Source organism: Armatimonadota bacterium (assembly GCA_031459765.1).
Lineage (GTDB): Bacteria > Sysuimicrobiota > Sysuimicrobiia > Sysuimicrobiales > Kaftiobacteriaceae > Kaftiobacterium > Kaftiobacterium secundum.
Map to the genome: position 1 here is coordinate 85,262 of JAVKHY010000005.1, position 25,146 is coordinate 110,407.

The 25,146-nt window shown below is 70.8% G+C and carries 24 protein-coding genes and 1 riboswitch; of the genes, 14 read left to right on the forward strand and 10 right to left on the reverse strand.

Annotation, left to right across the window (positions count from 1 at the left end):
- Positions 1-40 precede the first annotated feature (40 nt).
- The 6 genes from QN141_08185 (at position 41) to QN141_08210 (ending at position 6,992) form a co-directional block, all read left to right on the forward strand.
- Entirely contained in the window at positions 41-2,659 is a 2,619-nt protein-coding gene (locus QN141_08185) for a pitrilysin family protein (protein ID MDR7558453.1), read from the forward strand.
- Positions 2,656-3,312 carry an NADPH-dependent F420 reductase gene (npdG, locus tag QN141_08190; protein ID MDR7558454.1) on the forward strand — a complete coding sequence of 219 codons (657 nt, stop codon included), beginning with the start codon at positions 2,656-2,658 and terminating at the stop codon, positions 3,310-3,312. The genes QN141_08185 and npdG overlap by 4 nt, the downstream gene beginning before the upstream one ends.
- A 29-nt stretch (positions 3,313-3,341) precedes the next feature.
- Positions 3,342-4,076 carry a coenzyme F420-0:L-glutamate ligase gene (cofE, locus tag QN141_08195; protein ID MDR7558455.1) on the forward strand — a complete coding sequence of 245 codons (735 nt, stop codon included), beginning with the start codon at positions 3,342-3,344 and terminating at the stop codon, positions 4,074-4,076.
- 7 nt (positions 4,077-4,083) lie between these two features.
- Positions 4,084-5,208, forward strand: a complete 1,125-nt coding sequence (locus tag QN141_08200; protein MDR7558456.1) for a mandelate racemase/muconate lactonizing enzyme family protein — start codon at positions 4,084-4,086, stop codon at positions 5,206-5,208.
- 50 nt (positions 5,209-5,258) lie between these two features.
- A complete protein-coding gene (locus QN141_08205) occupies positions 5,259-6,230 on the forward strand; it encodes a TGS domain-containing protein (GenBank protein ID MDR7558457.1) in 972 nt (323 codons plus the stop codon).
- Positions 6,231-6,329: 99 nt separating this feature from the next.
- Positions 6,330-6,992, forward strand: a complete 663-nt coding sequence (locus tag QN141_08210; protein MDR7558458.1) for an MBL fold metallo-hydrolase — start codon at positions 6,330-6,332, stop codon at positions 6,990-6,992.
- Here QN141_08210 and QN141_08215 read toward each other — a convergent pair.
- Complete coding sequence (locus QN141_08215) at positions 6,978-8,465, reverse strand: leucyl aminopeptidase (protein MDR7558459.1); 1,488 nt, start codon at positions 8,463-8,465, stop codon at positions 6,978-6,980. The two genes, QN141_08210 and QN141_08215, sit on opposite strands and share 15 nt — an antisense overlap.
- Before the next feature lie 14 nt (positions 8,466-8,479).
- Positions 8,480-9,433, reverse strand: coding sequence for an ornithine cyclodeaminase family protein (locus QN141_08220; protein ID MDR7558460.1), 954 nt, complete (start codon positions 9,431-9,433; stop codon positions 8,480-8,482).
- A 67-nt stretch (positions 9,434-9,500) separates the two neighbouring features.
- Here QN141_08220 and QN141_08225 point away from each other — a divergent pair, with 67 nt between their 5' ends.
- Positions 9,501-10,730 (forward strand): methyltransferase domain-containing protein, encoded by a 1,230-nt coding sequence (locus QN141_08225; protein MDR7558461.1) that lies wholly within the window; start codon positions 9,501-9,503, stop codon positions 10,728-10,730.
- On the opposite strand, the gene QN141_08230 is transcribed toward QN141_08225, so the two are convergent.
- Entirely contained in the window at positions 10,711-11,565 is an 855-nt protein-coding gene (locus QN141_08230) for a hypothetical protein (GenBank protein MDR7558462.1), read from the reverse strand. The genes QN141_08225 and QN141_08230 overlap by 20 nt on opposite strands.
- A gap of 46 nt (positions 11,566-11,611) precedes the next feature.
- On the opposite strand from QN141_08230, the gene QN141_08235 reads away from it, so the two are divergent.
- The 4 genes from QN141_08235 to QN141_08250 are packed head-to-tail and all read left to right on the forward strand — an operon-like array spanning position 11,612 to position 15,286.
- On the forward strand, positions 11,612-12,193 hold the full coding sequence (locus QN141_08235; protein ID MDR7558463.1) for a YceI family protein: 582 nt from the start codon (positions 11,612-11,614) through the stop codon (positions 12,191-12,193).
- Between the two features lie 60 nt (positions 12,194-12,253).
- A complete protein-coding gene (locus tag QN141_08240) occupies positions 12,254-13,615 on the forward strand; it encodes a dipeptidase (GenBank protein ID MDR7558464.1) in 1,362 nt (453 codons plus the stop codon).
- Between the two features lies 1 nt (position 13,616).
- Complete coding sequence (locus QN141_08245) at positions 13,617-14,579, forward strand: acyl-CoA thioesterase (protein ID MDR7558465.1); 963 nt, start codon at positions 13,617-13,619, stop codon at positions 14,577-14,579.
- Positions 14,579-15,286 carry a DedA family protein gene (locus tag QN141_08250; GenBank protein ID MDR7558466.1) on the forward strand — a complete coding sequence of 236 codons (708 nt, stop codon included), beginning with the start codon at positions 14,579-14,581 and terminating at the stop codon, positions 15,284-15,286. Before QN141_08245 ends, QN141_08250 begins: the two co-directional genes overlap by 1 nt.
- Here the strand turns inward: QN141_08250 and QN141_08255 are convergent.
- The 3 genes from QN141_08255 to QN141_08265 all read right to left on the reverse strand — a co-directional run bounded on the left by QN141_08255 (position 15,231) and on the right by QN141_08265 (position 18,674).
- Complete coding sequence (locus tag QN141_08255) at positions 15,231-16,115, reverse strand: ABC transporter permease (protein ID MDR7558467.1); 885 nt, start codon at positions 16,113-16,115, stop codon at positions 15,231-15,233. The genes QN141_08250 and QN141_08255 overlap by 56 nt on opposite strands.
- On the reverse strand, positions 16,115-17,035 hold the full coding sequence (locus tag QN141_08260; protein ID MDR7558468.1) for an ABC transporter permease: 921 nt from the start codon (positions 17,033-17,035) through the stop codon (positions 16,115-16,117). Before QN141_08260 ends, QN141_08255 begins: the two co-directional genes overlap by 1 nt.
- Before the next feature lie 76 nt (positions 17,036-17,111).
- On the reverse strand, positions 17,112-18,674 hold the full coding sequence (locus tag QN141_08265) for a glutathione ABC transporter substrate-binding protein (protein MDR7558469.1): 1,563 nt from the start codon (positions 18,672-18,674) through the stop codon (positions 17,112-17,114).
- 154 nt (positions 18,675-18,828) lie between these two features.
- Here QN141_08265 and speD point away from each other — a divergent pair, with 154 nt between their 5' ends.
- The 3 genes from speD to QN141_08280 all read left to right on the forward strand — a co-directional run bounded on the left by speD (position 18,829) and on the right by QN141_08280 (position 23,569).
- Positions 18,829-19,299, forward strand: a complete 471-nt coding sequence (gene speD / locus QN141_08270; GenBank protein MDR7558470.1) for an adenosylmethionine decarboxylase — start codon at positions 18,829-18,831, stop codon at positions 19,297-19,299.
- A 174-nt stretch (positions 19,300-19,473) separates the two neighbouring features.
- Positions 19,474-22,380: an FAD-linked oxidase C-terminal domain-containing protein gene (locus QN141_08275; protein MDR7558471.1), complete on the forward strand. Its 2,907-nt coding sequence runs from the start codon at positions 19,474-19,476 to the stop codon at positions 22,378-22,380.
- Complete coding sequence (locus QN141_08280; protein ID MDR7558472.1) at positions 22,373-23,569, forward strand: MFS transporter; 1,197 nt, start codon at positions 22,373-22,375, stop codon at positions 23,567-23,569. Before QN141_08275 ends, QN141_08280 begins: the two co-directional genes overlap by 8 nt.
- Positions 23,570-23,582: 13 nt before the next feature.
- Here QN141_08280 and QN141_08285 read toward each other — a convergent pair whose 3' ends face one another.
- The 4 genes from QN141_08285 to QN141_08300 form a co-directional block, all read right to left on the reverse strand.
- A complete protein-coding gene (locus QN141_08285) occupies positions 23,583-23,927 on the reverse strand; it encodes a VOC family protein (protein MDR7558473.1) in 345 nt (114 codons plus the stop codon).
- A 37-nt stretch (positions 23,928-23,964) separates the two neighbouring features.
- The gene (locus QN141_08290; GenBank protein MDR7558474.1) at positions 23,965-24,207 is read right to left on the reverse strand and encodes an Lrp/AsnC ligand binding domain-containing protein; all 243 of its coding nucleotides are present in this window, start codon (positions 24,205-24,207) and stop codon (positions 23,965-23,967) included.
- 36 nt (positions 24,208-24,243) lie between these two features.
- Complete coding sequence (locus QN141_08295; protein MDR7558475.1) at positions 24,244-24,513, reverse strand: YggT family protein; 270 nt, start codon at positions 24,511-24,513, stop codon at positions 24,244-24,246.
- A 132-nt stretch (positions 24,514-24,645) separates the two neighbouring features.
- A complete protein-coding gene (locus tag QN141_08300; protein MDR7558476.1) occupies positions 24,646-24,846 on the reverse strand; it encodes a cold-shock protein in 201 nt (66 codons plus the stop codon).
- A 185-nt stretch (positions 24,847-25,031) separates the two neighbouring features.
- A riboswitch (SAM riboswitch) is annotated at positions 25,032-25,134 on the forward strand.
- The last annotated feature ends 12 nt before the right edge of the window (positions 25,135-25,146 follow it).

Below are 25,146 nucleotides of genomic sequence, written 5' to 3' on the forward strand. Positions count from 1 at the left end.
CACAAGGGGAACGTTTTCGTCAGGGAGAATGCACGGGGGAATGCGGTCCCTGCGCACAGTCCGGCTGGCCAACGGTCTGGAGGTCCTGCTCCTGGAGTCGCACGCCGCACCGGTCGCCACCTTCTGGGTCTGGTACCGGGTCGGCAGCCGCAACGAGGCGCCGGGCACGAGCGGCATCTCCCACTGGGTCGAGCACATGCTCTTCAAAGGGACCCCCGCCCATCCCAAGGGGACCCTGACACGCTTCGTCGACCGCCGGGGCGGACGCTGGAACGCCTTCACCTGGAAAGACTACACGGCCTACCACGAGGTCCTGCCCGCCGAACACCTCCCCGTGGCCGTGGAGCTGGAAGCCGACCGCATGGCCAACACGATCTTCGATCCGGGCGAGGTGGAGAGCGAGCGGACGGTGATCATCTCGGAGCGCGAGGGGAGCGAGAACTTCCCGTCCTACCTCCTGTACGAAGAGGTGGACAGCGTCGCCTACAAAGTCCACCCGTACCGGATTCCGGTCATCGGCTGGAAGGACGACCTGCGGACGATCACCCGGGACGACCTGTACCGTCACTACCGCACCTACTACCATCCCGGCAACGCGCTGGTGGTCGCCGTGGGGGCGTTCGACTCCGACCGGATCCTGGACCTGATCCGCCGGTCCTTCGAGCCCATGCCGCCGGGGGATCCGCCGCCGCCGGTGCGGAGCCGCGAACCGGAGCAGGAGGGGGAGCGGCGCGTCGTGCTGCGGCGACCGGGCGGCGCCACCGCCTATCTCCAGATCGCCTACCACGTGCCGGCGGCGACGCATCCGGATCTCGCCGCCCTCCTGGTCATCGACGGCCTGCTCTCGGGATTCAAGAGCATCGTCCCCTTCGATCAGGCCGGCGGCGGCCGCAGTTCGCGCCTCTACCGGGCGCTCGTGGAGAGGCAGCTGGCCACCGATGTGACGACGTCCGTGATTCCCGCGGTGGACCCCACGCTCTTCCGCATCATGGCCACGGTACGGGCCGGCGCGGATGTGCGGGCCGTCGAAGAGGCCGTGCTGCAGGAACTGGAGCGGCTGGCCCGGGATCCCGTCCCCGCCGCGGAGCTGGCCAAGGTCAAGAAACAGGCGAAGGCCCAGTTCGTCTTCGCCCGGGACGGCGTCTTTCGCACGGCCCTGGCCCTGGGCGCCTTCGCCGTCGTCGATCATGTCGAGGCCTTTCCCCGGTTGTTGGAGCGCATTGCAGAGGTCGACGCCGACGCGGTGCAGGCCGCCGCGGCCCGGTACTTCGTGGAGCGGCACCGGACCACCGGATGGTATCTCCCCGAACCCGGCGGGACCGCCGTCGCGGCACCCTCCGCCGCGTATCGTCCGGGAGTCTTCGGGTATCGCCCGCCCCCGCAGGCCGGGGCGCCGGCGGTCGCCGTCGTGCCGGACACCGTGACGCGCGGCGTCCTGGCCAACGGGCTCACCGTGCTGGCCCACGAGCAGCCCGGCAGCGGGATGGTCGCGGTGCACGGCTATGTGAAGGCCGGGGCCCTCTTCGACGGCGGCAGGTCGGGACTGGCGCGGTTCGTGGCCTCCCTGCTGCAGCGGGGGACGCTGACCCGTTCCTCCCAGCAGATCGCGGAGGCCCTGGAGGGGATGGGCGCCAGCCTCACCGTCCTGGCCACCCCGGAGACGGTGTCGGTCGCCCTCCGGGTCCTCGCGGAGGACGCCCCCGCGGCGCTGGAGATCGTCGGCGACCTCCTCATGCGTCCCGCCTTTCCCCCCGAGGAGGTGGAGAAGGTCAGGGGCGAGCTGTTGACCGGGCTGCGCATCACGGCGCAGGACACGCGGACGGTTGCCGAGCGCGCCTGGCGCCGGCTGGTCTATCCGGAAGGCCACCCGCACCGGCAGATGGTGGAGGGCGAGGAAGCCGTCATCCAGGCGCTCACCCCCGAGGCCCTCGCCGCCTTCCACCGGCAGCACTACCGGCCGGAGGCCACGATCCTGACCGTCGTCGGCGACCGGCCGGCGGGCGATATCCTGGAACTGGTGGCCCGGGTCTTCACCGACTGGCCGCGCCAGGGCGTCTGGCGCCTGCCCCACATCCCCCCGGCCGGAGCGGCGGGAGGGCCGCGACGGGTCGAGGTGCGCCTGCCGGGCAAGGTGCAGTCGGACATCGTCCTGGGCGGGCCGGGGCTGGCGCGGAACGACCCGGCGTATTACGATGCGATGGTGGCCAACCTGATTCTCGGTCAGATCGGCATGATGGGCCGCCTGGGGGACAGCGTCCGCGAGCGCCAGGGCATGGCCTACTACGCCTACAGCGATCTGCGCGCGGGCCTGACCGCCGGCCCCTGGTGGGTGCGTGCCGGCGTGAACCCCAGGAATGAGGCGCGCGCCATCGACAGCATCGTCGGAGAGATCCGCCTCTTCCAGCAGGAGGGGCCCACCGGGGAGGAGCTTTCGGACGCCCGCAACTTCCTCATCGGCTCGCTGGCCCTGCGCCTGGAAACGAACGGCGGCATCGCCCAGACGCTGGCCGACATCGAGTTGTATGCGCTCGGACTGGACTACCTGGTCCGGTACCCGGAGATCATCCGCGGGATCACCCCGGAAGGGGTCACCGCCGCCGCGCAGCGCTTTCCGCTGGACGGCTATGCGGCGGCGGTGGCCGGACCGCCGCCCGGATGACGGGGCGCCCCGCGGGACGGATTGCGATCGTCGGCGGCACCGGCCGCCTCGGCCTGGGACTGGCGCGGCGGCTGGCCCGGGCCGGCGCGGGAGCGCAGGTGCTCATCGGATCGCGGGATCCGGCGCGGGCGCGGGCCGCTGCGGCGGACGCGGGGCTGGACCCGGAGGCGGGGCGCGGGAACGCCGAGGCGGCGGAGTTGGCCGAGATCGTGATCCTCACGGTTCCCGCCGAGGCCCATGCGGTCACGGTGGCCGGGCTGGCGCCGGTGCTGGCGGGGAAGATTGTGGTGGACACCACCCTGTCCTATGACCGGTCCACACGGACGATCGTGCTCGTGGACGGGCTCTCCGCCGCCGAGCGGGCGCAGCGACTGGTTCCCGGCGCGCGGGTCGTGGCCGGATTTCAGACCGTGAGCTGGACGATGCTGGCCGATCTCGATCGGCCGCTACGCGGGGACGTCCTGCTCTGCGGCAACGACCGCGACGCCAAGGCGCAGGTGGGCGCGGTCGTGCGCCAGGTCCCGATGCGTCCCGTGGACGTGGGCACGCTGGAGCAGGCGCGCCTCCTGGAGCAGCTGGGCGGTCTGCTCATGGCGCTCAACCGTCGCTACGGAAAGAAGGATCTGGGCATCGTGATCGCCGGCCTGGAATGACGCCCCCTCCGCGGACGCTGACGGCGTGGGTGCCCTCCGGATTCCCGGACATCCGGCCCGGCGCGGACCTGGGAGCCGTCGTCCTGGACGTGCTGACCCGCAACGACCTGACGCTGTGGCCCCACGATGTCCTGGTCCTGGCCCAGAAGGTGGTCAGCAAGGCGGAGGGCGCCGTCGTGCGCCTGGCCGATGTCACCCCCGGGGCAGAGGCAGAGGCCCTGGCCCGGGAAGCGGAGAAGGATCCCCGGTTGTGCCAGGTGATCCTGGACGAGTCCCGGCGGATCCTGCGCGTCCGCGCCGGGTTGATCATCGCCGAGCACCGCCTGGGCTTCATCTGCGCCAACGCCGGGGTCGATTTCAGCAACGTCGGCCTCGGCGCCGACTGGGTGTCGTTGCTGCCCCGGGATCCGGACCGCAGCGCCGCCGGCCTCCGGGACCGCATCGCCCGGGCCCACGGCATCCCCGTGGCGGTGATCATCAACGACACCCACGGGCGTCCCTGGCGCGAGGGCGCGGTCGGCGTGGCGATCGGCGTGGCGGGACTGGAACCGATCTACAGTTACATCGGGCAGGAGGACCGCTACGGCTACGTCCTGCATTCGTCCATCGAGGGCGTGGCCGACGAGCTCGCCGCCGCCGCCAGCCTCCTCCAGGGGCAGGCGGCGGAGGGGACGCCCCTCGTGGTCATCCGGGGGGCGCGGTTCACCCCCGACGGAGGCCGGACGAAACTCCTGCGCGAGCCCGACCGGGACCTGTTCCGATGAGGACGCGATGAAGATCGCGAGCGTGCAGTGCCGCATGCTGGCCGCCACACTGCCGCGCCCCATCCAGTTCGGGATCGGGGCCTTCCCCACGTTCTCCGCCACCCTCGTCCGGATCACCACCGACGACGGGCTGAGCGGCGTGGGGGAGTGCATCGTGCGCAAGGCGCCCCGGGTGACCCGGACCGTGGTGGAGGAGCTGCTGGCGCCGGTGCTGATCGGGCGCGACCCCCATGATGCCGAGGGGCTGTGGGACGAGATGTTCCGGCAGCTGCGCGGGTGGGGACATTACCGGGGCTTTGTCTTCGAGGCGATCAGCGGCATCGACACGGCGCTGTGGGACATCCTGGGCCAGGCGGCGGGACTGCCCGTCTACAAGGTGCTGGGCGGCGCGGGACGGACGCAGGTGCCGTGCTACGCCTCGTCGGTGTACTTCGCCGACCTACCGACGATGGTCGAAGAGGCGCGGGCCCAGGTCGCCGCCGGCCATCGGGCGATCAAGGTCAAGATCGGCCGCCCGCCGGACCTGGGCGGGCGGCGGCAGGATGTGGCCTCGGTGAAGGCCATCCGGGACGCGTTGGGCCCGGAGGTGGACATCATGCTCGATGCCAACAGCGCCTACGACGCGGCGACGGCGATCACCGTGTGCCGCCAGCTGGAAAAGGAAGACATCACCTGGATCGAAGAGCCGGTGCCGGCCGACGACCTGGACGGGTACCGGAAGGTGCGGGAAGGACAGAGCATCCCCGTCGCCGCCGGGGAGAGTGAATTCGGCGTGTTCGGATTCAGGGAGCTCATCCTCAGGGGAGCGATCGATATTGTCCAGCCCGATGTGGCGCGTGTCGGTGGGTTCACGGCGGCGCGCCGCGTGGGGGCCCTCGTCCATGCCCACAACCTGCGCTACGCTCCGCACACCGGGTTCTCCGCCGGAGTGTCCCATCTGGCCGCGCTGCATGTGGCCGCCGCGGTGCCCAACCTGATGACCTACGAGTACTTCTATGCCCCCAACCCGCTGCGCGACCTGTTCACGGAGCCGTTCCCGACGCCGGTCCGGGGGGTCGTGGACGTGCCGCAGCGGCCCGGCCTCGGACTGGAACTCGATGCGCGCGTCGTGAAGGAGTTCGAACTGACCTGACGACAAGTACAGGAATGGTCGGGCCGCGACGGAGCGCGGCCCGATGACCCATGCCGGCGAATCTGACCCCCGAGTATCTGGCCGCGGATCGGAAGTTCAAGGCGGCGGTCACCCCCCAGGAGAAGCTGGCCGCGCTGGAAGAGATGCTGGCCACCATTCCCAAGCACAAGGGCACGGAGAAGATGCAGGCGGACATCAAGCGCCGCATCGCCCGACTGCGCGCCGAAGCCCAGCGGCAGCGCCGGGCCGCCCGGGGGAAGCCCTTCTACCATGTGGACAGAGAGGGCGCGGGCCAGCTCGTCCTGGCGGGCGCGCCGAACACGGGCAAGTCGGCGCTGCTGGCGGCTCTGACCAATGCCGCGCCCGAGGTCGCGGAGTACCCCTTCACCACCCGGGTCCCGCTGCCGGGGATGATGATCTATGAGAACGTGCAGATCCAGCTGGTGGATCTGCCGCCCATCACCGCCGATCTCACCGAGGGCTGGCTCTACGCCCTTATCCGGACCGCCGACGGGGTGCTGCTGGTCGCCGACCTGGCCAGCGACGACCTCCTCGAGCAGACCGACCAGGTGCTCACGCTGCTGGCCCGGGCCAACATCCACCTCAGCCCGCCCCCGGCGCCGCCGCACCAGAAACCTGCGCTGGTCATCGCCAACAAACTGGACGCCTCCGGCGCCGGCGACCGCCTGGCCCTCCTTCGCGAGTTCCTCGGCTCCCGGCTGCCCGTGCTGGCGGTGTCCGCCGGGATGGGAACCGGCCTGGAAGCGTTGCGCGAGGCGGCATTCCGGCTGCTGGGGGTGATCCGCGTCTACAGCAAGCCCCCGGGCAGGAAGGCCGACCTGTCCGCTCCCTTCATCCTGCCGGCGGGCGCCACGGTGCTGGACGCGGCGGAAGCCATCCACAAGGACCTGCGGGACAGCCTCCGCTACGCGCGCCTCTGGAGGCGGCAGGGCGCGCAGGGCCAGATGGTCGGTCGCGATCACGTCCTCGCCGACGGGGATGTGATCGAGATCCACGCCTAGGGCCCTGTGCGGGTAGGGACGCGGCCTCCGACGTTCGTATTTCACCGGTGAGGGAATCTACTCGCCGGCAGGTGTGGCGGGCGAAGAGGAGGACGGCAGATGAAGCTCACCTACTACGGCCACGCGAGCTTTCTGCTGGAGAGCGACGGGACGTCCATCCTGATCGACCCCTTCAACGAGAAGTGTGGGTACCCGTTCCCGAAGGTCTCGCCCACGGCGGTCGTCGTGTCCCACGAGCACTTCGATCACAACTACGTCCAGGTCGCCGGCGGCTCGCCGCGGGTGATCCGCGGCCTGCGCGCCGACGGCCAGGAGTGGGCCGACGTCCGGGAGCGCGTCGGGCCGGTCGCCCTGACGACGGTGAAGACCTACCACGACACCGCGCAGGGCAAAGAGCGCGGCCGAAACGCCATCTTCATCTTCGAGGCGGAGGGACTGCGCCTGGTGCACGCGGGCGATCTGGGCCACACCCTCTCCCCGGACCAGGTGAAGGCCGTGGGCCGGCCGGACCTGCTGTTGATCCCGGTCGGCGGCTACTACACCATCGGCCCCGCGGAGGCGACGGCGGTCGTGGACCAGCTCCGCCCGCGGGTCGTCGTCCCCATGCATTACAAGACGGAGGTGAACAAAGACTGGCCCATCGGCCCGGTGGACGACTTCCTGCGGGGCAAGAGCGGGATCAGGCGGCTGGGACACACCGTCACGGTGTCTCCGGCCACCCTGCCCGAAGGGCAGGAGATCTGGGTCCTAAGCCACGCCTGACAGATAGGTGAGCAGGGTGCGCACGCCGTAGCCCGTCCCGCCTTTGGGCAGGTACGGCCCCGTGCCTTCCTCCTTCTCGAGGAACGCCGTCGGCGCGATGTCGAGGTGAGCCCAGGGCCGGCCGCCGGTGAACTCCCGGAGGAAGATGGCCCCCTTCTGCGCGCCGCCGTACCGGCCGGCCGAGTTCCGCAGGTCGGCGATCGGACTGCGCATCTCCTCCAGGAACTCCTCGTACAGCGGCAGCCGCCACAGCCGCTCTCCGGCCGCCTCGGCGGCCTGGAGCAGCCGCGCGGCCAGGGCGTCGTCGTTGCTCATCAGGGCCGCGGCGTGGTAGCCCAGCGCCACGATTGCCGAGCCGGTGAGGGTGGCCAGGTCGATGATCTCGTCCACGTCTCCGGCGGCGGCGTACGACAGGGCATCGGCCAGGATGACCCGTCCCTCCGCGTCGGTGTTGTTGATCTCGATCGTCTTGCCGTTCATCGCCCGCACGATGTCGCCGGGTTTCACGGAGCGCCCGCTGGGCATGTTCTCCACCGCGGCCACGATGCCCAGAACCCGGACCTTCGGGCGCAGCGCCGGCAGCGCCTTCATGGTGGCGATGACCGCCGCGCCGCCGGCCATGTCGCTCTTCATCCACTCCAGGTCGTCGCGCTTGAGGTTGACCCCCCCGCTGTCGTAGCAGACCCCCTTGCCGACGAGGGCCACCGCGCGCCGGGCCCGTGGCGGCGCGTACTCGAGGACGATGAGCCGCGGGGGCTGGTCGCTCCCGGCGCCGATGGCCAGCAGCGCCCCCATCCCCTGCGCCCGCATCGCGTCCTCATCGAGCACCGCGCACCTCAGGCCTGCCTGTCGGGCGACGTCTGCGGCGATCTCCGCCAGCCGGGGCGGAGGGAGGTGGTTGGGCGGCTCGTTGACCAGGTCCCGGGCAAAGATCGTCGCCTCGGCGAACAGCGCGCCGCGCCGGCGGCCTTCTTCGAGATGGTGCCGCTGGCCCTCGTCGGAGGCCAGCAGGGTCACCCGCTCCACTCTGCCGGCGTCCTCCTTCTTGTATTTGTCGAACCGGTAGGCTCCCAGCAGCGCGCCCTCGACGCTGGCCTGGGCCACGCCTTCCAGCGGGGCGGAGGGCGCGGTGGCGGGGGGAAACGCCACGTGGGCGGCCCGCGCCGCGGCGGCCGTCCGGATCACGGCCGCGGCCGCCTTGCGTATCACCTCCAGCGTGACGCGCTCGGCGGCGCCGAGGCCGACGGCGAGGACGCGCTTCGCCGGGATCCGGCCGTGGGTGTGCAGGACCAGGGTGCGGCCCGGCCGGGCCTCAAACTGCTCTTCCTGCAGGACGCCGGACAGGAGTCCTCCCAGCGCCCGGTCCACCCCCGCGGCGGCCCCCACGATCTTCCGGCCGTCGGCGTGCACCGGCACGGCCAGCGCGTCGCAGGCGATGGACTCCGGTCCTTCCGTCGAGACAGCGAACTCCATGACCCCTCCCTGGATCAACTCCAGATCGTGATGCCGGCCCCGTGCTCGCGGGCCAGGTCGTAGACCAGCTTCATCGCGGCCACATCTTCGAGCGCCACTCCCTGGGATTCGAACAGGGTGATGTCGTCGGCGGCGGCGCGGCCGCGGACCTCCCCCGTAACGATCCGGCCCAGTTCGACGACAGTCTCCCAGGTCGTGGCTCCTGCCCCGACCGCGTCGATCAAATCCCCGCACTCGACGCGGGCCTGGACCAGATCGTCGACCGCACACACCGCGGCCCGCCCCACTGCCTCCGTGTCCAGCTCGCGGCGGGAGGCGGCGTTCGACCCCACGGCGTTGACGTGCATCCCCGGCTCCAGCCAAGCGCCGAGGAGGACGGGCTCGCGGGCATTGGTGACGGTGATCACGATCTCCGTCCCTTCGACCGCCTCGCGGCCCGACGCTTCGGCCACGACCTCCGCCCCCAGTTCCTGGATCATCTCCGCGGCGAAGGCCTCGCGCCGCGCCGGGGACCGACTGTAACACTTCACCAGCGCCACCGGCCGCACCCGGCTCACCGCGAGCACCTGGCTGCGGGTCTGCCAGCCGGTGCCGATGATACCGACGGTGCCGGCCTCGGGGCGGGCCATGTACTTCGTGGCCACGGCGCTGGCCGCTCCGGTGCGCATCTGTCCCAACCGATCCGCCTCGATGACCGCCAGCAGCTCTCCGCTCTCGGCGCTGTAGAGGTAGGCCAGGAAGCGGGCGCCGCCCGGGACGCTGGTGTACGCCTTGAACCCCATCACGCCGAGCGCGGGCAGGCCGGCGGCCATGACGTGCAGGGTGCTGCGTCCGGTCTGGATCCGCTGGCGGGGCCGGTTCACAACCTCTCCCCGCCCCTGTCGGCGGAAGGCGTCCTCCACGACGGCGATCACGTCGTCGATGCGCAGCAGCCGGGTTACATCGGATTCGGTCAGGTAGAGCGCCATGGACGCAGAGTGTGGAGTTCTGCGTGCAACCTTGCAGGCCTGCTCCCGATGTGCAACTGTGGGAATGATGAGGATCGACGAGTCGTGGTATCGTCGTCCGCCGGAGGCGGAGGCCCACACGGCGGCCGGCGGGGTGGTGGTGCGGCGCGCGGGAGAGCGCCTGGAGGTCCTCCTGGTGCGGGAGGGAGCGGAACACGGCTACGTGCTGCCCAAAGGGCACGTGCATCCGGGCGAGCGACTTGAGGAGGCGGCGCGGCGGGAGATCGCGGAGGAGGCGGGAGTGCGGGATCTGGTGCTGCTCGGTCCCCTCGGCGTGCGGGAACGGTTGGACTACCGGAAGACCTCCTGGAAGATCGCCCACTACTTCCTCTTCGCCGCTCCGGATGTGCCGGGGGATCCTCAGGCCGGAGGGAGGACCGGGGCGGAACGCGCTGTCGGCCTGCCGGCCTCCGCCGCGACGTGGGCGCCCCTCGACGACCTTCCGGCGATCTTCTGGCCCGAACAGCGGCAACTGCTGACGACCTCGCGGGAGGACATCCGGGCCGCCTTCCTGCGGTACGAGGCGCAGCGCCAGTTCGGCCGGCAGGCCCGGTCCTACGCGCGCAGCGTGAGTCACGCCCAGGATCGGGATCTGGAACTGCTCGTGCGCCACCTGGCGCTCCGGGAGGAAGACCGGGTGCTGGACGTGGCCACCGGCACCGGATTCACGGCGCGGGCCCTGGGCCGGGTGGTCCGCGCCGTGATCGGGATCGACCTGACGCTCGGGATGCTCCGGGAGGCGCGGCGGATCGCCCCCGGGCCCCGCCTGCGCTGGGTGGTGGGGGACGCGGGGGCGCTGCCCTTCGCCGATGCCGTCTTCGACGTCGTCACCGTCCGGCGGGCCGCGCATCACTTTCCCGACCTGGTCGGCGCGCTGCGGGAGATGCTCCGCGTGCTGAAGCCGGGTGGACGGATCGGGATCGTGGACCAGGTCCCTCCGGAGGGTCCCGGCGGCGAGCTCATGGAGCGCCTGGAACGGTTACGGGACCCCAGTCATGTGAAGGCGCTGACCGCCTCCCGCTGGCGGCGGCTCGTCGGGGAGCTCGGCGTGGCGGTGAGGTTTCAGACCGTCGTGGAACGGAAGGTGACGCTGGCCGACTGGCTGGATCTGGCCGGTGCGGACGCGTCCCGACGGCGGGCCGTCGAGGAGGCTCTGGCGCGGGCCGACCCGGAAGCGCGCCGGGACATCGGCGACGACGGCACCGCCCCGCTGTCCTTCATGAAGCGGTGGATCGTCGTCACGGGGCTGAAGGGGTGAAGAGAAGGCTCGCAAACCCCGCGCGGGCTTCAAGGGCCGGAAGCCCGGTCTCCACGAAGCGCGTCCAGGCCGTCCGGATCTCGTCGCTCTGCGCCTGAGGCAGGTGCAGCCCGAGCGGCGGTTCGGGCCACGGCGGAGCGTCCACCTCCAGGGCCAGATCGTCGCAGTAATCCAGACAGGCCTGGAGGAACTCCTCCGGATCGCCGCGCCGGCCGTCGCCGAGGTCGAAGGGTGTCGCCGTCCGGTCGGTGTAGGCGGCCAGCAGGAGCCGGGTCATCGCGGCCAGCGCGGCCAGGGCCCGCACCTCTGTCCATCGATCCTGGATGCTCTGCTGCTCCTCCGCGGCCCGGCGGCCGAGAGTCGCCACCCAGCGGTCGACGACGGCCAGGCACCTCCCCACCGCGCGGCGCAGTCCGGCGTCGTCGGATCCGGCCAGGGCCAGCACCGCCACCGCGCCGTCCCGGGCCTTCGCCGCCTGCACCGGGGTGGCGATCCGCGGCATCACCACGTGCCGCTCGAGCCACCCATCGACCATCAACTCGATCTGCGACCGCGCGGCGTAGCGGTCCGCCCGTCCCCTCGCGGCTGCAGCCAGCCGCCGCCGCACGGCCGGACCCAGGGTCCCGGCCGCCTCCAGGAGGATGCGCAGCGGGACGTAGACAAACAGCGCCCACACCAGCAGGACGAAGAACCACTGGTGTAGACCTCCCCCTGAGGCCAGCAGGACGGCCATCGTGAGGAGGAAGCCCAGGACGGCGACGACGGCCAGCGCCCGCCCCGCCGCGCCGCGGGTGCGCGCATCGGCCAGCCTGCTGAGCAGCAGCCGCAGGTCCATCAGACGGTGAACTCTTCGCCGGCCCGGGAGCCGTGACCTCGCCGTGATGGAGGAGCGCTATCCCTTCCTGGTGATGAGGGTCCTGACCGGGGCGGTGATCGCGGCCGCCACGCTCCTGCCCGTCGGCGCCTTCGTCGCCGACCCCGCGGCGAGCCGCGTCGAGTTCTTCGTGCGGGACAACCGCGGAGGATTTGCCGGCGTGGTCCGGGCGATGGAGGTGCGGGTCGCGGTCCGTGAAGACGGCGACGCCTTCGCCGCCGACGTTGAGGCCAGATTCGACGCGGCGAGCCTGACGACCGGGAACGGCCTGCGGGACAGCCAGATGCGCCGGGAGTTCCTGCAGACCGACCGCCATCCCGTCATCCTCTTCCACGGCACGGCGGTCCCGCAGGCCCGTCCGGGCGGACTCCCCTTTCCCGCGACGCTGCGGGGAACCCTGACCCTCCGCGGGGTGAGCCGGGAGGTCGAGATCCCGCTCCGGGTCACGGCGCTGGCCGACGCCTACCTCGCCGAGGGGCGGCTGACCATCCGCCTGTCTGAGTTCGGGATCCCCGTGCCCCGCTTCCTCATCTTCGTCGCCGAGGATCCGGTGGCGGTCAGCTTCAAGATTCGGCTCGTGCGGCGGTAGGGCAGGCGTCGCCCCCGTCGAAGCCAATCAGGGTTCTCAGCTCTGCCACGGAGGTGAGCGATGAACGCGCGCGCCTATGCCCGGGACCACCGCGACCGGTTTCTGGAGGAGTTGAAGGATCTGGTGCGCATCCCCAGCGTCAGCGCCCTGCCGGCGCACCGGGACGATGTGCGGGGCGCCGCCCAGTGGCTGCTGGAGCACCTCCGGGGCGTGGGGTTGACCGGAGAGCTGATCCCGATCGACGGCGGGCACCCCATGGTCTACGCGGAGTGGTTGGGGGCCCCGGGCCGGCCGACCGTCCTGTTCTACGGACACTACGATGTCCAGCCTGTCGAGCCGCTGGAGGAGTGGCTCTCGCCGCCCTTCGAGCCCACGGTGCGCGGGGAGAACCTCTACGCGCGGGGCGCCAGCGACGACAAGGGCCAGGTGTTCGCCATTGTCAAAGCCCTGGAGTCCTGGCTGCGCGGGGAGGGGCGGCTGCCCCTCAACGTCAAGCTGCTGATCGAAGGGGAGGAGGAACTCGGCAGCCCCGGGCTCAACCGCTGGATCGAACGTCACGGGAAGAAGGTGGCCTGCGACTTCGCCTGGGTTTCCGACGGCCAGCTCTTTGCCCCCGATCTGCCCACGATCGTCACGGGGTTGCGCGGCCTCTGCTACACCGAGGTGGAGGTCCGCGGGGCCTCCCGCGACCTGCACTCGGGCCAGCACGGCGGCGCGGCGCCCAATCCGCTCAACGCCCTGGCCGTGATCATCGCCGGGCTGAAGGACCGGCGCGGCCGCGTCACCGTCCCGCGATTCTACGCCCCGGTCAAGCCTCCGACCCCGGAGGAGAAGGCGTCCTGGGAGCGGCTGCCCTTTTCGGAGGAGGCCTACCTCAACGACATCGGCGCCACGGCGGCACCCGGGGAGGAGGGTTACGGCATCCTGGAGCGGAGATGGGTGCGGCCCACGTTGGACGTCCACGGGATCGCCGGAGGCTGGACCGGCACCGGTCCGAAGACCGTGATCCCGGCCAAGGCGACGGCGAAGATCAGCATGCGCCTGGTCCCCGAGCAGCGGGCGAAGAATGTGTTCCGGGGTTTCGAGAAGCGCGTGCGCCGGCTGGCCCCGCCCGGAGTGGAGGTCGCGGTGCGCCTGCTCTCGGGCAGCGACGCCGTGGTGGTCGATCCGGCGGCGCCGCCGATCCAGGCCGCGGCCCAGGTGGCGCGGGAGGTCTGGGGACGCGATCCCGTCTACATCCGGGAGGGCGGCAGCGTCCCGGTGGTCACCCAGTTCTCCCGGGTCCTCAAGGTGCCGACGGTGATGTTCGGCTTCGGGTTGCCCGACGACAACCTCCACGCGCCCAACGAGAAGTTCTACCTCCCGTACTTCCACAAGGGCGTCGAGACGGTGATCGCCTGGGTGGAGCGCGTCGGCCGGTAGGATGCCCTCCATCGCGGAGACCACGCTGGAGATGGTCCAGCTCGTGCTGCCCGGGCAGGCCAACGTCCGCGGCACGCTCTACGGGGGCATGATGATGCACTGGATCACTACCGCGGCCACGATGGCCGCGATGCGGGTGGCCCGCGGCTCCGTGGTCCTGGGCAGCATGGACGACCTGGACTTCGTCGCGCCGGTGAGCATCGGCGACCTCGTCACCCTGCGCGCCCAGGTCGAAGACGTGGGCCGGTCCTCCCTGGAGATCGGAGTGGAGGTGCACGCGGAGGATCCGCGCCGGGGCCTCCGCCGGCTGGCCACCGCCTCGCACCTGGCGATGGTGGCCGTGGACGACGCGGGGCGTCCCCGGCCGGTAGAGACCGCGATCACGCCCGCCGACCGGGAGGAGGAGGCGATCGCCGCGGCCGCGCGCCAGCGCCGGACGGCGCGGAAGGCGGCCCTGGCCGACCGCCGAGAACCGGCCGCGCCGGTGGAGGGCGACGAGGGACTCACCCACGCGATGCAGGTGGCGCGCATCGTCTTCCCCGAGGACGCGGTGCTGGGGACGATGATGTTCGCCGGGCGGCTGATGATGCACCTGGACGAAGCGGCCTCGATTCTGGCCCTGCGCTACTGTCGGGGGCCCATCGTCACCGCCTCGATCGACGCCCTGGCCTTCCACGCCCCGATTCGCGTGGGAGAGATTGTGATCTACCAGGCGGCGCTCAACTACGTCGGGAGGAGCTCGATGGAGATCGGCGTCCGCGTGCTGGCCGAGCACCCGCTGGAGGGCCGCCGCCGCCACACCTGCACCGCCTTCCTCACCATGGTGCACATGACCGACCAGGGACCCCAGCCTGTTCCGCCCTTCACCCCCCGCACCGAAGCGGAGCGCCGCCGCTGGGCGGAAGCCGAGCAGCGCCGCGCCTCCCGGCAGGCCCGCCGCCAGCGGCTGCGGGAAGCGCACTGATGCTGCCGGAGTTGATCGACTTCGTGCTCCACCTCGACCGGCATCTCGATGCCGCCCTGACGCAGTACGGGACGCTGACCTACGCGCTGCTGTTCGGCATCGTGTTTCTGGAGACCGGGGTCGTCGTCACACCGTTCCTCCCCGGCGATTCACTGCTGTTCGCGGCCGGGGCGCTGGCGGCGCGCGGGTCGCTGGACCCCGTGCTGCTCCTGGTCCTCCTGACCGCGGCGGCGATCCTCGGCGATACGGTGAACTACTGGATCGGCGCCCTCGTCGGTCCCCGCGTCTTCCGCGCCGAGCGCGCCCGTCTCTTCCGGCGCGACCACCTGGAGCGGGCGCACCGCTTCTACGAGACCTACGGCGGGATCACGGTGGTCCTGGCGCGATTCCTGCCGATCTTTCGGACATTCGTCCCCTTCGTGGCGGGGATCGGCCGGATGACGTACCACCGGTTTCTCACGTACAACGTGGCCGGCGGTATCCTCTGGGTGTCTCTGTTCGTGGTGGGGGGCTACTACTTCGGCAACCTGCAGGTCGTGCGCGACAACTTCACCCTGGTCATCCTGGCCATCATCCTCATCTCGCTCCTCCCCGCCAGCCTCGAGACGCTCCGCCACGTCCGCCGGGCGCGGCAGGCGCCGACGATCCGGCCTACAGCGTCATCCGCGGGTCCAGGGCGTCGCGCAGACCATCCCCCAGGAGGTTGAAGGCCATCACCGTCAGGAAGATGGCCAGCCCCGGAAAGATCAGGGTGTGCGGGGCGAGCTGGATGTACTGCCGCGCCGTACTCAACATGGCGCCCCACTCCGCGGTGGGCTGCTGCACGCCCAGGCCCAGGAATCCCAGCGCCGCGGCGGAAAGAATCGCGCTCGCCACCTGTAGGGTGCTCTGCACGACAAGGACGGCCAGCGTATTGGGCAACAGATGCCGGAGGATGATGCGGCTCTGGCCGGCGCCGAGCGCCCGCGCCGCCTCGACGTACTCCAGGGTCTTCAGAGAGAGGACCTGTCCCCGGATCAGGCGGGCGTAGGTCGGCACGGAGACGATGCCCACCGCGATCATCACATTGACCAGCCCCACCCCCAGCACGGTGACGAGCACGATGGCCAGGATGATCCCGGGAAAGCCGAGCAACACGTCGATCACGCGCTGGCTGAGCAGGTCGAACCGGCCTCCCAGATAGCCCGCGGTCAACCCCACCGGCACGCCCAGCGCCACGCCGATCGCGACCGAGATCGTGCCGATGACCATTGAGATCCGCGCGCCGTAGATGACGCGGCTGAGGATGTCCCGCCCCAGCTCGTCGGTGCCCAGCCAGTGCTCCCGGCTGGGACCGGCGAGGCTGCCCAGCAGGTCGGAGGCGTAGGGGTCATAGGGGGCGAGCCACGGCGCCAGCAGCGCCGACGCCGTGAACAGGGCGAGGATTCCGAGGCCCGCCAGCGCTCCACGATTGCGGCGCAGCCGGCGCCAGACCAGGGCCGCCGTGGACTGCGCCGGTCGGGGTCGGACCGCAACGGCCACGGAAGGGGCGACCATCACTCGTACCTGATCCGCGGGTCGAGCAGCGCGTAAAGCAGGTCCACCACGACATTCAGCAGGACGAAGGTCGTCGCAATCAACAGCACCGCTCCCTGGATGACGGGGTAATCCCGCGCCAGCACGGCATCCACCAGCAGCCGTCCGACCCCCGGCCAGGCGAAGACGGTCTCGGTCAGCACGGCGCCGGAGAGGAGCGTCCCCAGCTGCAGGCCGACGACCGTGACCACCGGGATCAGGGCGTTGCGCAAGGCGTGCCGGCGGACCACGGCCGGTTCGGCCACGCCCTTGGCCCGCGCCGTCCGGACATAGTCCTGGCGCAGCACTTCCAACATGGCCGAGCGTGTCATGCGGGCGATGAGCGCCGCGGACGCCGTGCCCAGCGTGATCGCGGGGAGGATGAGGTGCCGCCAGGTCTCGTGGCCGATCGCGGGCAACCACTGCAGCCGCACGGCGAAGATGAGGATGAGGTTCAGGCCCAGCCAGAACACCGGCATCGAGACGCCGGCCAGGGCCAGGATCATGAGCAGGGAGTCTGCCCAGGAGAGGTGTCGCGTGGCGGAGACGATGCCCGCGGGGATACCGATGAGCAGGGCCACGACCATGCTGGCCAGAGCCAGGCGGACCGTGCGCGGGAAGCGCTGGGCAAGTTCCTCCGTCACCGGGGCGCTGTTGAACAGCGATCGGCCGAGATTCCCCCGCACGGCGTTGCCGAGGAAGATGCCGTACTGGACCACCAGCGGGCGGTCCAGGCCGAGGGAGTGGCGGATCTCCTGGACCACCTCGGCCGTCGCCGCCTGCCCCGCCATCAACAGCGCCGGATCGCCCGGGATGAGCCGGATCATAGTGAAGACGACGAGGGAAACGCCGAGCAGGACGGGCAGGGCCAACAGCAGCCGCTTCACCAGATAGACGGACATCCCACGTGTACGATACGCGGCGACGGAGCCAGAGGCAACCGCCCCCCGGCGCCGTCGCCGCTCGATACCGCAGCGCCTACCGGCTGAATCTCGCGTTCATGGCCAGGACGCGCTCGGTGGGGTGTACCAGCAGCCCCGTGACCTCGCGGCGCAGCCCCGTGATCTGCGACTCGCTGTGCAGGAACAGCCAGGGCGCATCCTGCATGATCAGCTCCATCGCCTGCTTGTAGGTCGCCGCGCGCCGCGCCGGATCGGTGATGGCGCGCGCCTGGTCCAGCAGGCCGTCCACGCGCTCGTTCTTGTAGAAGAAGCGCCCGGACCCGCCCGGGGCCCACTGGCTGCTGTGGAACAGGCTGTACAGCCCGTAGTCGGCGTCGCCGGTGACCGTGCCCCAGCCGAGCATGAACATCTCGATGTCGGTCTGGTCTACGGGCCGGTTCGTGACCTGGAGGTAGGTGGCCCACTCCATCGTCACCAGCCGCGCGTTGATGCCGGCTTCGCGCAGTTGCGCCTGCACCGCGGCGGCCACCGCCGCGTCCTGCACGTAGCGACCGGTGGGATGGTGCAGCGTCACATTCAGCCCCTGGGGAAAGCCCGCCTCGGCCAGCAGTTGCCGTGCCCTGGCCAGGTCACGCGGGTAGCTCATGATCGGCGCGTAGCCCACGATCCCGGGGGCGATGGGCGCGTCGCTGACCCGGGCCGCGCCGCCCAGGATGGTCTGCACGATCGCCCGCTTGTCCACGGCGTAGTTGAACGCCTGGCGGACGCGCACATCGGTGAACGGGCGGCGCTGGTTGTTGAAGCCGATGTAGATCGTGCGCAGGCTGCTCGTGCGGTCCACGCGCACCGCGCGGTTGAGAGCCAGTCGCGACGTCTCCCGCGGCGGGACGCGCACCGCGACGTGGATCTGTCCCCCCTCCAGGGCCAGCACGCGCGCCCCGTCGTCGGGGATCACGCGCCAGACGATCTGGTCGATCACCGGTTTGTTTGGTCCCCAGTAGTCGGGATTCCGATCCAGGACGATGCGGTCCCCGCGCACCCATTCCCGGAACCGATAGGGCCCGGTGCCCACCGGTGCCGCGCCGTAGGGCATCCCCTGGGGCGGTCGCATTCCGCCCGCCCGTTCCACCGCCGCTGGGCTGTGGATCCCGACGAAGTCATGGGTCAGGTGCGCCAGGAGCGGCACAAAGGGACGGCCGGTCGTGATCCGCACGGTGTTGACATCAACGACATCCACGGAGGTGATCTCGCTCAACAGGAAGCGGAAGGTCACCCGGTTCTCCGGGTTGCGGAAGTAGTCCAGGTTCCACTTTACCGCCGCGGCGTCCAAGGGGGTGCCGTCGTGAAATCGGATCCCGCGGCGCAGCCGGATGGTCAGCTGGCGGCCGTCGGGCGACAGGCGGTGGGATTCGGCCAGCAGCGGCTCGATCTTGCCGTCGGGGGTGAGTTTGAACAGCGTCTCCACCACGTGTGCCATCGTCTCGCTGTCCGGAGCCGCGCTGGCGTAGAAACTCAACGTGACCGCATCGGCGCCCCGGCCGATGATCAGGGTGCCGCCCGACTGCTGGGCGAACGAGGGCGCCACCAGGACCGTCGCCACGACCGCCGCGGCGAACAGGGCAACAAGGCGTGTCTGCACGGGCATCCCTCCTACGGAGAAGTTGGGTCAACAGATTCGGAGCGCAGGAGCGCTCTCCTCCGCTGCGAAGGTATTGGACGGCACGAACGCCCGTGCTACGATGGGGACCGTTGTGCCGGTCCGCCCGTTCGCGAGGGCGGTGGGGAGGTGGAGGATGGAGACGATCGGGCACCACTACATCGCCGAGGCCTCCGGGTGCAACCCGGAGATCATCGGGAAGGTCGAGCTCGTGGAACAGATCCTGGTCCGGGCCGCGGAGATCGCCGGGGTGCAGGTGTGGTCGATCTCCTTCCACCGCTTCAACCCCAACGGGGTTTCCGGCGTCGTCGTGATTTCGGAGTCGCACCTCTCGGTCCACACCTGGCCGGAAGTGGGCTATGCCGCCCTGGACATCTTTACCTGCGGCGACACCAGCAAGCCGGAGGAAGCGGTGCAGTGGGCGTTGCAGCAGTTCGGCGCGACCAACGTCCACATCACCGAGGTGACGCGCGGGCTGGAGGAAGGCGACCGGGTCTTCTTCCACAGCATCGTCACCTGGGAGGAGGACCTCCTCAAGCGGGCGGTGAACGGGCAGGCCCGGTCGCGCGGCCGCCGACGCCGCGCCCCGGCCAAACCGAAGGCCTAGCATCCCGACGGGGAACCCCGGGGAGGATCCCGGGCCTCGCCGGCCGTCTTCGACCGTTCCGTCGTCTGACCGATGATCCCGACGGGCCGGGAGCACTCGGACCGGCCCGGGTGCACCTGACCCGTGTAGGTTCACGAACGCGTCCCAGAGAAGTGTAGGTTCGTACCGCCGTCGATGGATACCGAGCGCCTCGTCCACGCCCTGCGTGAAACGGTCCGCGGCGAAGTCCGCTTCGATCTCGTCTCCCGGACGCTTTACAGCACCGACGCCAGCATCTACCAGATCATGCCCATCGGGGTGGTCATCCCCCGCGGTCCCGAAGACATCGCGGCCACGCTGCGCATCGCCGTGGAGGAAGGCGTCCCCGTCCTGCCCCGCGGTGGGGGGACCAGTCTGGCCGGCCAGGCCGTCGGCCGGGCCATCGTCCTGGACTGTTCGAAGTACATGAACCGCCTCCTCGAAGTGGATCCGGCCGCGCGGTGGGCGCGCCTTGAGCCGGGTCTGGTGCAGGACGACCTGAACGCGGCCGCGGGGCGGGCCGGGCTGCGCCTCGGTCCCGACACGGCGACGAGCAACCGGGCCACGCTGGGCGGGATGATCGGGAACAACTCCTCCGGCGCCCGGTCCATCGTCTACGGGAAGACTTCGGATCACGTCCAGGAGCTCACGGTCCTCCTCATCGACGGGACGGAGCTGCGCCTGCGACGGCCAACGCCTCAGGCCCTGGGCCAGAGCGCGCCGACGGCCGGCCGGGAAGGCGAGCTGTATCGCACGGCCGCCCGCCTGGCCCGGGAACACCAGGACGAGATCCGGCGGCGCTTCCCCAGGATCCTCCGCCGGGTCAGCGGCTACAACCTGGATCTGCTGGTCGACGATCCGACAGACCTGGTCGGCCTGATGGTCGGTTCGGAGGGCACGCTCGGCGTCGTGACGGAGGCCCGGGTCGGCCTCGTGCCCAGGCCGGCGCACGCGGCGGTCACCGTGATCCATTTCTCCGACCTCTTCGCGGCCTTCGAGGCGGTCCCGGCGATCCTCAGCCACGGGCCGTCGGCGGTCGAGCTGATCGACCGGATGGTCCTGGAGATGACCCGCGCCCAGCGCGAGTACGCCCGGCGGATGACCTTCGTGCAGGGCGATCCCGATGCGCTGCTCATCGTGGAGGTGTCCGGCGACGATCCCGAGGAGCTGCGGGGGAGACTGGGCGCGCTGGAGGCGGAGCTGCGCCGGGCGGGGATGGGCGAGGCCTTCATCCGGGCCCTCGACCCCGCGGACCAGGAGAACATCTGGCGGGTGCGCAAGGCGGGGCAGGGGCTGCTCCAGGGCGTCAAGGGCGACAGCAAGCCGATCACCTTCGTGGAGGACACCGCCGTGGCGCCGGCGCACCTGGCGGCCTACATGCGCCGGTTTCGCGAGATCCTGGACCGTCACGGCGTCCCGGCCGCCTTCTACGCCCACGCCAGCGTGGGATGCATCCACGTCCGGCCGCTCATCAATCTCAAGGACCGGCAGCAGATCGAGACGATGAAGGCCATCGCCCGCGAGGTGGGGGAGCTCGTCATCGAGTTCGGCGGCGCGATGAGCGGCGAACACGGCGACGGGCTGGTCCGCTCCTGGTTCGTGGAGCGGTTCTTCGGGCCCCGGATCTACGCCGCGTTCCGGGAGATCAAGCGGGCGTTCGATCCCCCGGGGCTGATGAACCCCGGGAAGATCGTGGACGGCCCGCCGATGGATGCCTCGCTGCGGTACGGGCCCGAGTACAGGACCGTGCCCGTGGCCACCGTGTTCGACTGGTCGCGCGACGGCGGCTTCGCCCGGGCCGTCGAGTTGTGCAGCGGCGTGGGGGCCTGTCGCAAGACCGGAGAGGGAACGATGTGTCCCTCCTACATGGTGACCCGCGAGGAGGAACACAGCACCCGCGGCCGGGCCAATCTGCTGCGCGCCGTGCTCTCGGGCCTCCTCCCGCCCTCGGAGCTCAGCGGGCGGCGCCTCTACGAGGCCCTCGACCTCTGCCTGGAGTGCAAGGGCTGCAAGGCGGAGTGTCCGGCCAACGTGGATATGGCGAAGCTGAAGAGCGAGTTCCTGGCCCGCTACCACCAGGCCCACGGCCTGTCGCTGCGGGCCTGGGCCTTCGGGAACTTCCGCACCGTCGCCCGGCTGGCGCACGCCTTCCTGCCGGTCTCGTCGTGGCTCGCGGTGTCCCGTCCGATGCGCTGGATGATGGAGGTTGCGGTCGGCGTGGACCGCCGGCGTCCGCTGCCGCCGCTTGCGCGCCCCACCTTCCTGCGCTGGTGGCGGGGGCGGGCGGCGCGCCGGAGCGGCGCGGCCGGTCGGCAGGCCCGGGGATCCCGCGGGCCGGTGGCGCTCTTCGCCGACACCTTCACGATCTACACCGCTCCGTCGATCGGCCGGGCCGCCGTGGAGCTGCTGGAGGCCTTCGGCTACGACGTCCTGCTGGCCCCGGCGGGGTGTTGCGGGCGGACGATGATCAGCAAAGGCCTGCTGGGACAGGCCCGGCGCGCCGCCGCCCGGAACGTCGACACCCTCCTGCCCCTGGTCCGGGCGGGCGTGGCGATCGTGGGCCTGGAGCCGAGCTGCCTGCTCACGTTCCGGGACGAGGTCCCCGACCTCGTCCCCGGCGACGGGGCCCGGGCGGTGGCCGCGCAGGCGCTGCTCATCGACGAGTTCCTGGCCCGCGAGCACGCCCGCACCCCGCTGCCGCTGGCAGGGATCGGCGCCGGTCGCCGCATCCTGCTGCACGGCCACTGCCATCAGAAAGCCCTGGCAGGCCTGCAGTCCGCCCGCGAGGTGCTCCGCGTCGCCGGGTTCGCCGTCGACGAGGTGGACTCGGGGTGTTGCGGGATGGCCGGATCCTTTGGATTCGAGCGGGAGCATTATGATCTCTCGATGGCCGTGGGCGAGCGACGGCTCCTCCCCGCCGTCCGCCGCCTCCCGGAGGACGCGGCGGTGGTGGCGATGGGGATCTCGTGCCGCCAGCAGATCGAGCACGGGACCGGTCGCCGGGCGCTGCACCTGGTTGAGCTGCTGAACGCGGCGCGGCTGGACGATGCGCGGCGTGGCTGAGGCCGCCGCCGCACCGCGGCCGCGCGGGGCGGGATTCGACGCCCCGGCGCTGTGGGCCGCCACCGGCGCCCATTTCCTCAACGACTTCTACGTGGCGTTCCTTGCGCCACTGCTGCCGCTCGTGGTCGCCCGCTTCAACCTGTCTCTGGCGCTCGCCGGGTTGCTGGCCACCGTCCTGACGACCTCGGCGGCGATGTCCCAGCCTTTCTTCGGGGTGATCGCCGACCGGCTGCGCGTCCGGATCTTCGTCGTGGCCGGCCCCACCCTCACCGTGGCGACAATGGGCCTCATGGGCCTGGCGCCGTCCTACGCCTGGCTCATCGTGCTCCTCCTCCTCGCCGGCACGGGGACAGCCTCCTTCCACCCCCAGGGCGCGTCCACGGCGGGCGAAGCCAGCGGGCGGCGGAAGGGGGCGGGGCTGTCTCTCTTCGTCGCCGCCGGGGAGCTGGGCTATGCGCTGGGCCCGCTGGTCATCGTGATCGTCGTAGCCTCCTGGGGTCTGGGCGCGACGTGGATGGTGGCCGTTCCGGGCGTGCTGGCCTCCCTCCTCCTCTGGCGTCTGATCCCTCCGCACCGCGATCCGCCCCCGCGCCCCGCCGGGCAGACGCTGCGCCGCGACCTGCTGGAGGCCCTCCGCCCCCTGGCCGTCCTCTGGTTCATCGTCGTGCTGCGCAGCATCGTCATCTCGTCGTACCAGACCTTCATCCCCCTGCTGCTGAACGCGCGCGGAGGCTCGATCGTCGCCGGCGGAGTCGCGGTCTTCCTCTTCGGGGGCATCGGAGCCATCGGCGGCATCTCGGGCGGGACGCTCTCCGACCGCCTGGGGCGGAAGCGCATGATGGCGCTGTCGCTTATCCTGAGCACGCCGTTGCTGTTCGCCTTCATCCACGCCCGGGGCCCGTGGGCGTACGTCTTCCTGGCCGCGGGCGGGGTCGCGATCTACCTCTCGGCCGCCGTGACGATCGTGATGGCACAGGAGTTGATGCCCCACCGGGCGAGCGTGGCCAGCAGCATCGTGATGGGGCTGGCCTGGGGCACCGCCGGGCTCTCCCTGACCGCGGTGGGCGCCCTCGGAGACGCCATCGGCCTGGAGCGGACCCTGATCGGGGTTCTGGGGCTGTCCGGGGTGGCGCTGGTGGCGGTGCTGTTCCTCCCCGCGGCGCCGCGCGCCGGGTCCACGCCGGCCTGAGGGAACCTGCGGGTCAGGCCTCCGGTTCGAACAACTCGATGATGTTGCCGTCGGGATCGGCCAGCCGCGCCATCCGGCCGCCGTCCACGGTGCGGGGTGGACTGATGACGCGGGCGCCGCGGCGCTTCGCGTCGTTGAAGGTGACCTCCACATCGGCCACCTGGAAGGTGATCTGCATCGTGCCCGCCCCCCCGGGCTGCTCGCGCGGCTTCACCGCCAGCACCGGCCCGTCGGTGCGGAACTCCACGCTGCGGTCGGACTTGGTGATCACGGTCAGTCCGAGGATGTAGGAGTAGAAATTCACCGACTTCTTCATGTCGGAGGCCAGAATGGCGACCTGCAACACCTGGTCCAGCATCGAGATTAAGGATTCACCTCCGTTGTGAGATTGGTGTTCACCGCGAGATCGGCGTGACCACGCAGGTGGTGGTGCGGGTCACGCCCGGCGCCTGCTGGATGCGTGAGATGATCAGCCGTCCCAGGGCGTCCATGTTGTCCGCTTCGACGAAGGCGATGACGTCGGTGGGACCGGTGACGGCGTGGGCCGCGCTGACCCCGGGAATGGACTGGATGCGCGCCAGGGCTTCGCCCGCCTGTCCGGGCATCGTTCGCACCAGGACGTACGCCTGTACCGACATTTCTTCCACCCCCTTCGCAGGGCTCCTCCGCTTCGGCTAATAGGACAGGGTCATGACGAGCAGGTCCACGACGATGCGCTGCGCCAGCACAAGGAGCAGGATGGCCACCATCGGGGAGAGATCCAGTCCGCCGGCCGGGGGCAGGATCCGGCGGAGCGGCGCCAGCACCGGCGCCGTGGCGCGGTCCACGAACCGCACGGCGGGGTGACCGCGGTCGATGCCGGGCACCCAGCTCAGGATGACGCGGAGCAGCAGGAGGACGTAGAAGGCCTGGAAGAGCAGGTTGACCAGCCCGATGAGGCTCACGGCGGCGTCCCCTACCCCTGAATTCCATCGGCCTGCGGGGGATTTCCTGTCAGCCGGCGCCGCCCGGGCGCAGAGCCAAGGGCCCGGCAGGTTCGTCCCTGCCGGGCCCTTGGGGCGACGTCGTGTTCGCGTTTAGAGCGGGACGACGTTCGCGGCCTGGGGTCCCTTCTTGCCGTCGACGATGTCGAACTGCACCTGCTGGCCTTCCTGCAGCGTGCGGAACCCGTCGGCCTGGATGGCAGTGTAGTGGACGAAGACGTCCTTGCCACCCTCCACGGAGATGAAGCCGTAGCCCTTCTCCGCGTTGAACCACTTCACGGTCCCAGTGACCATCTGGCGTGTTGCTCCTTTCCTTGCAAGCGTACAGATACGGGCACAACGAGCCTGTGACCTGTCCGGGCCAGCGTATCATGGCGCCGCAAGCGTGTCAACGCAGCAGCAGCAGTACCCGACGGCCCGCCGCGCCCTTGACGGATGGGACCCCCCGTGCTATAAACACAGCCAACTGAATACGGCGCTCCTTATCAAGAGCGGGTGAGGGACGGGCCCGATGACCCCCGGCAACCTGCGCGGACCCGCGCGAGGTGCCAATTCCCGCGGACCAATTCCGAGAGATAAGAGGGACGCGCACCC